This is a genomic window from Vibrio sp. 2304, from assembly GCF_033339475.1.
GTDB lineage: Bacteria > Pseudomonadota > Gammaproteobacteria > Enterobacterales > Vibrionaceae > Vibrio > Vibrio alginolyticus.
This window is the reverse complement of sequence record NZ_JAWOUQ010000019.1, coordinates 45,399-54,108: the sequence shown is the minus strand read 5'-3', so window position 1 is coordinate 54,108 and position 8,710 is coordinate 45,399. Positions and strand designations below refer to the sequence as shown.

Annotated in this window: 8 protein-coding genes and 1 riboswitch; of the genes, 3 read left to right on the top strand and 5 right to left on the bottom strand. The window is 44.9% G+C overall.

Going from position 1 to position 8,710, the window contains the following annotated elements; genetic code table 11:
* Positions 1–523: 523 nt before the first annotated feature.
* Positions 524–979 carry an RNA-binding protein gene (locus R7P64_RS22625; protein WP_017636066.1) on the top strand — a complete coding sequence of 152 codons (456 nt, stop codon included), beginning with the start codon at positions 524–526 and terminating at the stop codon, positions 977–979.
* Here the strand turns inward: R7P64_RS22625 and murI are convergent.
* The 3 genes from murI to btuB are packed head-to-tail and all read right to left on the bottom strand — an operon-like array spanning position 942 to position 4,364.
* Complete coding sequence (gene murI, locus R7P64_RS22620; protein WP_005389694.1) at positions 942–1,745, bottom strand: glutamate racemase; 804 nt, start codon at positions 1,743–1,745, stop codon at positions 942–944. The genes R7P64_RS22625 and murI overlap by 38 nt on opposite strands.
* Positions 1,746–1,776: 31 nt before the next feature.
* A complete protein-coding gene (locus R7P64_RS22615; protein ID WP_005389693.1) occupies positions 1,777–2,469 on the bottom strand; it encodes an ATPase in 693 nt (230 codons plus the stop codon).
* A gap of 59 nt (positions 2,470–2,528) precedes the next feature.
* Positions 2,529–4,364 (bottom strand): TonB-dependent vitamin B12 receptor, encoded by a 1,836-nt coding sequence (gene btuB / locus R7P64_RS22610; RefSeq protein WP_005389692.1) that lies wholly within the window; start codon positions 4,362–4,364, stop codon positions 2,529–2,531.
* Positions 4,365–4,419: 55 nt separating this feature from the next.
* A riboswitch (cobalamin riboswitch) is annotated at positions 4,420–4,620 on the bottom strand.
* A 184-nt stretch (positions 4,621–4,804) separates the two neighbouring features.
* Between btuB and trmA the strand changes: the two genes are divergently transcribed.
* Positions 4,805–5,914 (top strand): tRNA (uridine(54)-C5)-methyltransferase TrmA, encoded by a 1,110-nt coding sequence (trmA, locus tag R7P64_RS22605; RefSeq protein ID WP_053304467.1) that lies wholly within the window; start codon positions 4,805–4,807, stop codon positions 5,912–5,914.
* A 62-nt stretch (positions 5,915–5,976) separates the two neighbouring features.
* On the opposite strand, the gene R7P64_RS22600 is transcribed toward trmA, so the two are convergent.
* Both R7P64_RS22600 and fabR read right to left on the bottom strand, forming a co-directional pair.
* Positions 5,977–6,342 carry a YijD family membrane protein gene (locus tag R7P64_RS22600; protein WP_005378634.1) on the bottom strand — a complete coding sequence of 122 codons (366 nt, stop codon included), beginning with the start codon at positions 6,340–6,342 and terminating at the stop codon, positions 5,977–5,979.
* A complete protein-coding gene (gene fabR / locus R7P64_RS22595) occupies positions 6,342–6,983 on the bottom strand; it encodes an HTH-type transcriptional repressor FabR (protein ID WP_005378632.1) in 642 nt (213 codons plus the stop codon). Before fabR ends, R7P64_RS22600 begins: the two co-directional genes overlap by 1 nt.
* Before the next feature lie 263 nt (positions 6,984–7,246).
* On the opposite strand from fabR, the gene sthA reads away from it, so the two are divergent.
* Entirely contained in the window at positions 7,247–8,677 is a 1,431-nt protein-coding gene (gene sthA / locus R7P64_RS22590) for a Si-specific NAD(P)(+) transhydrogenase (protein WP_132937312.1), read from the top strand.
* Positions 8,678–8,710 lie beyond the last annotated feature (33 nt).

Here is an 8,710-nt window from a genome sequence, read left to right as displayed (position 1 = left end):
CATTACATAAAGTAATGTTTGAATTGACTGTGCTGAATCTTTCGATTCAATGGTCACTTCGTTTCATTGAAACCTAATTTGATACCGAAGTATCTAATTGGATTATCATCAACGAGTGCCCACACAGATTGATAGGTTCTTATTTTTAAAGAGCTTTTCTAACATTTTCAGCAACTTAGTTGCTCGTCGTTAGGGGTGCGTATCTTACTTCACACCGTGAGAGAGTCAAGCATTTTTTCAAATTCTTTTTTCTCTCTTCCCGACTCGCTGTGTGACTTTCGTCTCACTCCGTGTCGGTGGATGCGCAGTATAGGGAGTTGAGAAATTAGTACAAGTGTTTTTTGCAAATAAAAAACCAACCGGTCACAAATTAGCCAAAAGTGCGATATTTGCATATTTCTTCGTCACATTTGAGACATATCACAGCAATTGGTTGGAAAAACACCAACCATATACGTAAGATTCATGTGTCTATTCTGTTAATGGACAATCGATCTCTTTATCACTATGTGTAGTAATTAAAATGACGTCTAAAAAAAATCTGATTTTATGTGTTGGGCTGGCCATCGTTGGGGGAATCATCTTCTCTCAATTCATCATCCCACCAGCCTTGAGCTTCCTCATTGGTGTTATCGCTACTGCTTTTCTTTTTTCATTTTCTAGCAAAACACCTGTTCTTCAATCTTCGGATCCTGATCCTTCAACTAAAACGCTGTATGTCGGCAACCTTCCTTATAAGGCCAATGAGAGTCATGTTCGCGATTTGTTTGCTGAATATGGACAGGTCTATGCGGTACGCTTAATGAAAGATAAGCGTACTGGAAAAAGAAGAGGGTTTGGTTTTGTAGTGATGGCTGCGGCAGATGCCAAGCCAGCTATCGCTAAACTTAATGAAAAGGAATATATGGAGAGAACGCTAAAAGTGAGAATTGCGAACGATCCTAAACATCCGGATGGTGGTAAACCTGAACAGGATTAAAACCTAGCTTCTTTAAACAAATGTTCAGTGCATCTTCCTGCCAAGGAGTTGCACTGGCATAAATCGACTTACTTCCCTCTTCTGTATCCTCAATTTCATCACTTAATAGCAATGCTTTTACTCGACGTGCAATCGCTGCGCCTGAATCAATTAAAGTAACGTCCCCACCCAAAGCTTGATGAATCTCCTCTTTGATTAAAGGGAAGTGAGTACAACCGAGCACCGCAACATCGACTTTATCGCGAAGGGGAAGCAGGATATTTGTCAGTTCGTCGAGAGAAACGCTGTTGCCTCGCAACTTCTCTTCGGCCATATCTACCAAGCGAGTTGATCCCACCAGCTCAACTGGTTTACCTTGCGCAAAGTCCCGTATTAACTCGTGAGTATATTGGCGTGTTACTGTCGCCGGAGTGGCGATCAGCCCTACCCCTTTTGATGCTAAAAGCGATGCGGGTTTAATCGCAGGGACAACACCAACAACGGGAATCGATAAATTTTCGCGTAAGGAAGGAAGCACTATGGTGCTCGCCGTGTTGCAAGCAATGACAACAATGTCGACTTGGTGTTCTTCGACTAATGAAGAGACCAGTTGGTTAACTCGTGAAATGAGTACAGCCTGATCGAGTTCACCATAAGGGTAAGCCTGATTATCGAATAAGTATAAGTAGTCTAGCTGGGGCAATAGGCGATGTATCTCTTGGAATACAGAAAGGCCACCAACACCGGAGTCAAAAACTAGGACTTTTTTCTTACTTGCTACTCGCACGAGCCTTACCTAAAGAACAGAAACGTTGCGATCATACTGCGTAGATTTGTTTTGGCAATGCTTTAGCATGGTATCTTTGATGGCTGAATCTATCTCCAGATTCTACATCTCGCTTCGTCAACTCGATATGTCCTTGAAAAGATGGCGAAGACGTGACCAATGTGTGAAATTCACCATTTTCCCCACAGGGATCAATTTGACTTGGTAATGACTCTATTAGGGCTTTGTCATACCAGCGACCACACCATTCTGGAGGGAGAACTCTTCCGTCGATGGTGATTAACATCGTTTGAATACCACGCTCTATGATTTCCATCGCTAGTTTTTCGCTGCTCTCCCCTAATAGAGGAAAGACGCATTCCCAGCCAACAGGTTCAATATAGCTGCGTCGGTAATCGGCAATGCCATTGCAAAACATATCACCAAATGCGACAGCTTCTATGTTCAGACCACTACTTTGTAATGCATTAACGATGGTTGATTGATAAATTTCGTTACTCGGAAAGACTTCAGGCAGTTCGATAGTAATGAGCGGAAGCGCAAGTAAGTCTGCTTGCATTTGTACAACCTCAAGCGGAGTTGCTTGAAAAGGGACTTCTTTTCCTACGTAAGTCGTGTACAAACCGACAACTTGATAATTTGGATTCTCGTTAAGGCGCTCAAGCGTTAATGTCGAATCTTTACCGCTGGACCAACTGATCACCACTCGCTTGGGTTTCTTCATTCGATTTTCCACCACAAAATATTAAAAACCGCCCGAAGGCGGTTTGTGCTCATTCACGATTAGAATTCGTAGCCAACGTTGAGATAGTACGCTCGCTCTGCAGCAGGGTAACCTTTTGCCATCTCATACTCTTCATCAAGTAGATTATCGATACGAGCGCTAATAGAGGTCGACTCATTCGGATAGTAAGTCACCGCCGTATCAACCAACGAGTAAGAAGAAAGTGTAATATCTTGTGAAGGCCAAGTGCTGTAATCCACATCTGGACGCTTACCGACGTACTGATAGCTAACCGACCAATCCACTTTATCGAAGCTCACTAAAGCATTCCACTTATACATTTCTTTAGCGCGGCGCTGCAACTGATGCCCTTTATCGTCTTCGGCATCTTTGTAATCTGCACTCAACTGGTGCTGCACAATCCCTGTATCAAACTCAGCAACAAGCTCCACACCTTGGATATGTGTTTCACCATCGACATTCAAATATTTGTATGTGGTTGGATGGTAATCGATAAGATTCGTGATTTTATAGTCATAACCCGTTACGGACCAAAAAACGCCTTGGACATCACCGCTGAATGCTAACTCCCAAGCATCTGACTCTTCCGGCTTCAGATCTTTCTCACCGTATGTTGGGTCATACTGTTGATATAGGTTTGGAGCCTTAAACGCAGTACCAAAAGAGGCTTTAACCCCAAACTCTGGTACAAACTGGTAACCAGCCGCTAAACTGTAAGTGAACTCACTACCGTATTCTTCGTTATCATCAAGGCGAGCACTGCCCTCAAGCATTGCTTTATCAATACTGGTGGTTGCCATACCAAACAGAGCGCCATTGGTACGATCAAACGTTTTATTCGCACTCTTGTCTTTATAAGACTCGTTGCGCCAATCAATACCACCAGCCAACGTCGTATTGTTGTTTAGCAAGTAACTGTTGGTCCACTGGACATTTTGCTGCTCAAGTTCATCTTCAGTACCTGAGTGTTTGCCTTTTGCTTGCTCATAGTTCCAAGACTTCTGTTTCTGTGCTGTTACTTGTAGTTCTGACATCACATTATCAGACTGATACTTACCGCCCAGAGTGACAGAAAGATCGTCTTTTTCTGCTTCGTAGTAACCGCGACTGCCGTAGCTGCTGTCATATTGATAAACATTTTCGTAAGCACGTAGGTTACCAAATGCAGACCACTGGTCATTGAAGTTGTGCACGTAACCTAGCAGACCATTCTTTGTATCAAAGCCATGGCGATCGCCGTCATTAACTCCCGGTACAGGACGAACGTTATAACCATCATCACTTTCACTACCAAGCGCGATATTTAGCTGGCCGCTCTCTGTGACTTTAATACCAGATGCCACACTCAATTCCTGGTAATCTAAGCTGCCTAAACCCGCACTTAACTTCGTTCCTTCTTCGTCAGCACGCGCAATGGTGATGATATTGATCACGCCACCAATCGCTTCTGAGCCGTAAAGTGACGCACGCGCACCACGCACGTACTCAATACGTTGAACGTAAGTAAGTGGGATTTGGTTAAAGTCCACAGCGCCCTTCGCTGCTCGTGCAAAACGTACGCCATCAACCAGTACTAAAACTTGGTCGGAACTGGTTCCACGAACAAATAAAGACGCTAACTGACCACGACCACCATTTTGTGAAACTTGAATTCCGGTAAGGCGACGCAATACATCTGGTAGGGTTTTCGCTTGAATGCGATCGATGTCTTGTCGAGTAACTACTTCGACATCTGCCAACGTACGGCTTTCGGCTTGCTCAAAACGGTTTGCAGTAACAACGATGGTTTCGTCAGTGGAGGTTTCTTGGGCCTGTAGATAAGAGACAGGTGAAAGCAGCGATGCCAAAGTGATCGCCAGTGCGGATTTTCTCATTGTCTTGTCCTAAATCGCGTAATTCCTTCCGAGCCCTGTCATCATGACAGTCCAGTGCTGTGGCTCAGTTGTTGGCAGGTATTCGGACTCAAGAGCACGGGTGTACCGCCTACTTGCTCGACTTCCCACATAAACTAATGCAGTGTCTGATGAGCGTTCGTTCTCTTTTACCGCTGCGCGTCAGTTCTGGATTCACACCAGATTCCCATTTCAGCCATCTAGATTGCTAGATAGCACCAACTTGAGGCAAATATTATTCAGCTATTGATTATTTGTCCAGCCAATATTGCCCTTAGAAGTTGTAACGTTTTGATTGATTTTGCTTTCTACTCTGCCTGTACGCACTATCTTTAAATCAATTCCAGTACAAAACTGGACATCCTATTGAGATTGAATAAAATCTGCGCTCTTAAATTGAATGCACCATAAAAGGTAAGATCATGGCTACTCTTGATGTCAACCCACAACGCTACCAAGAACAACTGGCTGAAAAAGTCGAACGTCTCACGGATATGTTCGCGCCATACAACATGCCAGAACTGGAAGTGTTTGAATCACCAGAGCAGCACTACCGCATGCGTGCTGAGTTCCGTGTTTGGCATGAAGGCGAAGATCTTTACTACATCATGTTCAACCAAGAAACTCGTGAGAAATACCGAGTTGACCAATTCCCTGCAGCAAGCCGTCTGATCAACGACCTGATGCCGCTATTGGTTGAAGCGATGAAAGACAACGACTCGCTACGTCGTAAACTGTTCCAGGTGGATTTCCTGTCGACGCTAAGCGGTGAGATTCTGGTTTCACTCCTTTACCATCGCCAACTTGATGAAGAGTGGATTGAAAACGCGAAAGCCCTTAAACAGCGTTTAAATGATGAAGGCTTTAACCTAAACATCATTGGTCGCGCTCGTAAGATGAAGATTGTCCTAGACCGCGACTACGTGATCGAGAAGCTCGATGTAAATGGTCAAAGCTACATCTACCAACAAGTGGAGAACAGCTTCACTCAGCCGAACGGCAAAGTCGCAGAGAAGATGCTGGAATGGGCGGTCGACTGTACCCAAGAAAGCACTGGCGACCTACTAGAGCTTTACTGTGGTAACGGTAACTTCTCGCTGGCGTTGGCACAGAATTTCGACCGCGTACTGGCAACTGAGCTAGCGAAGCCATCGGTTGTATCTGCACAGTACAACATCGCCGCCAATAAGATTGATAACGTACAAATCTTACGTCTATCAGCCGAGGAATTTACTCAAGCGATCGAAGGTAAGCGTGAATTCCGTCGTCTACAAGATGCAGGTGTAGATCTGAAGAGCTACAACTGCAATACGATTTTTGTCGACCCACCACGTGCTGGGATGGATGTCGATACTTGTAAGATGGTGCAAGGTTACGAGCGCATCATGTACATCTCTTGTAACCCTGAGACTCTAAAAGAGAACTTGGACATTCTATGCGAAACACACAACGTGACGCGTTTTGCTCTGTTTGACCAATTCCCTTATACCCACCACATGGAAGCGGGAGTGCTATTGGAACGCAAAGTGTAACCCACGGCGTCAAATACAAAAAGCGAGCTCAATGGCTCGCTTTTTAATTTGATTCGTTTTGCTTATTCCGCAGAAGTCTTCTTGCTGACAAAACCTAGCTTCTTACCAATCCATGCGAGTAAGATCATTGAAACCATGATCGCAAAGAAGTTTGAGCCTGCTTCTGGGTATTGCGCTTTAATAAACGCAGAGTGACCAAACGCACCTACGAAGAAACACGCCAAGCCAACTAATGGGATATCTTCTGATACCGGATTATTTAGGTACTCTTGGTAAAGAGCTTGTACAGCCAGTACGAGTGCAATCAATGGGAAGATTGAAAAAGACACTTCACTCATGGTCAACCATGACAACAAAGCATCACCACACATACCTGCAACCAGTGCCAAAATCAGCGTTTTCTTTTCAGATTTATTTCCATTCGACATTATTCTATCCCGCCTTTTAATCGGTTACGTTCACGTTCTTTGCGATACCAATAGGCCCCTTTGGCTATCATTCGCAATTGCATGATCAATCGCTCGGCGAGTTCATCGCGCTCACGTCGATCTAAATCTAAAGCTTCAGCTCCCGAACTGAAAACCAAAGTCACAGACGCTTCTGCTTGAGTATACGCCTCTTCTCTGGTCACGCCGGTGCTCATTAAATACTCGGTTAATTCTGCCGCAAAATGCTGGATTTCTCGAGCAACAGCGGTACGAAATTCAGCAGAAGTGCCGGAGCGCTCACGCAACAACAAACGAAAAACGTTCGGACTACTTTCAATGAATTCCATAAAGGTTTCGACCGAGGTACGAATTACGCTACCTTCTTTCACAATACGTTGACGCGCCTGACGCATCAGTTGACGTAGTAGCAAACCGCCTTCATCAACCATGGTTAAGCCTAGCTCATCCATATCTTTGAAGTGACGGTAAAAAGAAGTCGGTGCAATCCCTGCCTCTCGGGCGACTTCTCGCAAGCTAAGGCTGGAAAAGCTGCGATCCGCACTTAATTGACTAAATGCCGCATCGATCAATGATCGACGTGTCTTCTCTTTTTGCTGTGCGCGGATTCCCATCGATTTCATTCTTAACTTGCTCTTTTTCTGTAGGGTACAAGAGCCTCAATATAACGCAATTTGCTCCTACGGAGAAAGATATGTTGCTTCGCTCGCTCTGAGCGCCGAGAACGTTACTATTGGCATGCATCTAATTGCAATGTTCTCGATGCAATTTATAGACATACAACATACCAAATCACCCTTTTGGTCGATTCTGCGTGATCACTTCCACTCTCTAACAGGCATTACGTGTACCAATAGAGTAAATGAGTTAAAATCGCGCTAAAGCAATGTTAAGCAAATATAACAAGGAAGGCATCATGGCGCATGTTAATCACTATGACGTGATCGTAATCGGTAGTGGCCCTGGCGGAGAAGGGGCTGCAATGGGATTAACCAAAGCGGGACTGAATGTTGCCATTGTCGAGAAAGAAAGCAGTGTCGGCGGCGGTTGTACTCACTGGGGAACTATTCCATCTAAAGCACTGCGTCATGCCGTTAGCCGCATCATCGAATTTAATAGCAACCCGCTATTTTGTCGAAACAACACTAGCGTTCATGCAACATTTTCTGACATTTTAGGTCATGCTAAATCGGTCATTGATAAGCAAACTCGACTTCGTCAGGGCTTTTATGACCGTAACTCATGCACACTTTTGTTCGGAACCGCGCGATTTATCGATAACTACTCAATTGCAGTGATGCAAAGCGACGGTACAGAAGAAATCTATTCAGCGGATAAGTTTGTCATCGCGACGGGTTCTCGCCCGTATCAGCCTGACGACGTAGATTTCTTGCATGAGCGCATCTACGACAGTGATTCCATTTTGAGCCTGAAACACGACCCTCGCCATATCATCATTTACGGTGCGGGCGTTATCGGTTGTGAATACGCTTCTATCTTCCGCGGCCTTGGAGTGAAAACCGACCTTATCAATACCCGCGACCGCTTGTTGGAGTTTTTGGATAACGAAGTGTCAGATGCGCTGTCTTACCACTTCTGGAACAGTGGTGTGGTAATTCGTAATGATGAGACCTATGAAAAAATCGAAGGCACAGAAGATGGCGTGATTATTCACCTACAATCTGGCAAGAAGATGAAGGCAGACTGCTTGTTGTATGCGAATGGTCGAACAGGTAACACCGATAAGTTGAATTTGGGTGCAGTGGGTCTGGAAGCGGACTCTCGCGGACAACTAAAAGTAAACCGTAACTACCAAACCGATATCGAACACATTTACGCTGTAGGCGATGTCATCGGTTACCCTAGCCTTGCAAGCGCCGCTTATGACCAAGGGCGATTTGTCGCACAAGCCATTACGAAAGGTCAGGCAGAAAACTACCTGATTGATGATATTCCAACGGGTATCTACACCATCCCAGAGATTAGCTCTGTGGGTAAAACCGAGCAAGAGCTAACAGCTGCGAAAGTACCGTATGAAGTAGGACGCTCTTCGTTCAAGCATCTAGCTCGTGCACAGATCGCAGGGAAAGACATCGGTAGCTTGAAGATATTGTTCCATCGTGAAACCAAAGAAATCTTAGGGATTCACTGTTTTGGCGAACGTGCCGCGGAAATTATCCACATCGGTCAAGCCATTATGGAGCAAAAAGGCTCAGCGAATACCATCGAGTATTTCGTCAATACCACCTTCAACTATCCAACAATGGCCGAAGCGTATCGTGTCGCTGCGTTGAATGGTTTGAACCGCTTGTTCTAATCGATGCTTCTTGATAGCAGACAGAAAAACAGC

What these genes read in the sequence shown, in the direction of transcription:
- R7P64_RS22625 (WP_017636066.1), top strand. Translation starts at nt 524, where the DNA reads ATGACGTCTAAAAAAAATCTGATTTTATGTGTTGGGCTGGCCATCGTT.
- R7P64_RS22615 (WP_005389693.1), bottom strand. Translation starts at nt 2,469, where the DNA reads ATGAAGAAACCCAAGCGAGTGGTGATCAGTTGGTCCAGCGGTAAAGAT.
- btuB (WP_005389692.1), bottom strand. Translation starts at nt 4,364, where the DNA reads ATGAGAAAATCCGCACTGGCGATCACTTTGGCATCGCTGCTTTCACCT.
- trmA (WP_053304467.1), top strand. Translation starts at nt 4,805, where the DNA reads ATGGCTACTCTTGATGTCAACCCACAACGCTACCAAGAACAACTGGCT.
- R7P64_RS22600 (WP_005378634.1), bottom strand. Translation starts at nt 6,342, where the DNA reads ATGTCGAATGGAAATAAATCTGAAAAGAAAACGCTGATTTTGGCACTG.
- fabR (WP_005378632.1), bottom strand. Translation starts at nt 6,983, where the DNA reads ATGAAATCGATGGGAATCCGCGCACAGCAAAAAGAGAAGACACGTCGA.
- sthA (WP_132937312.1), top strand. Translation starts at nt 7,247, where the DNA reads ATGTTAAGCAAATATAACAAGGAAGGCATCATGGCGCATGTTAATCAC.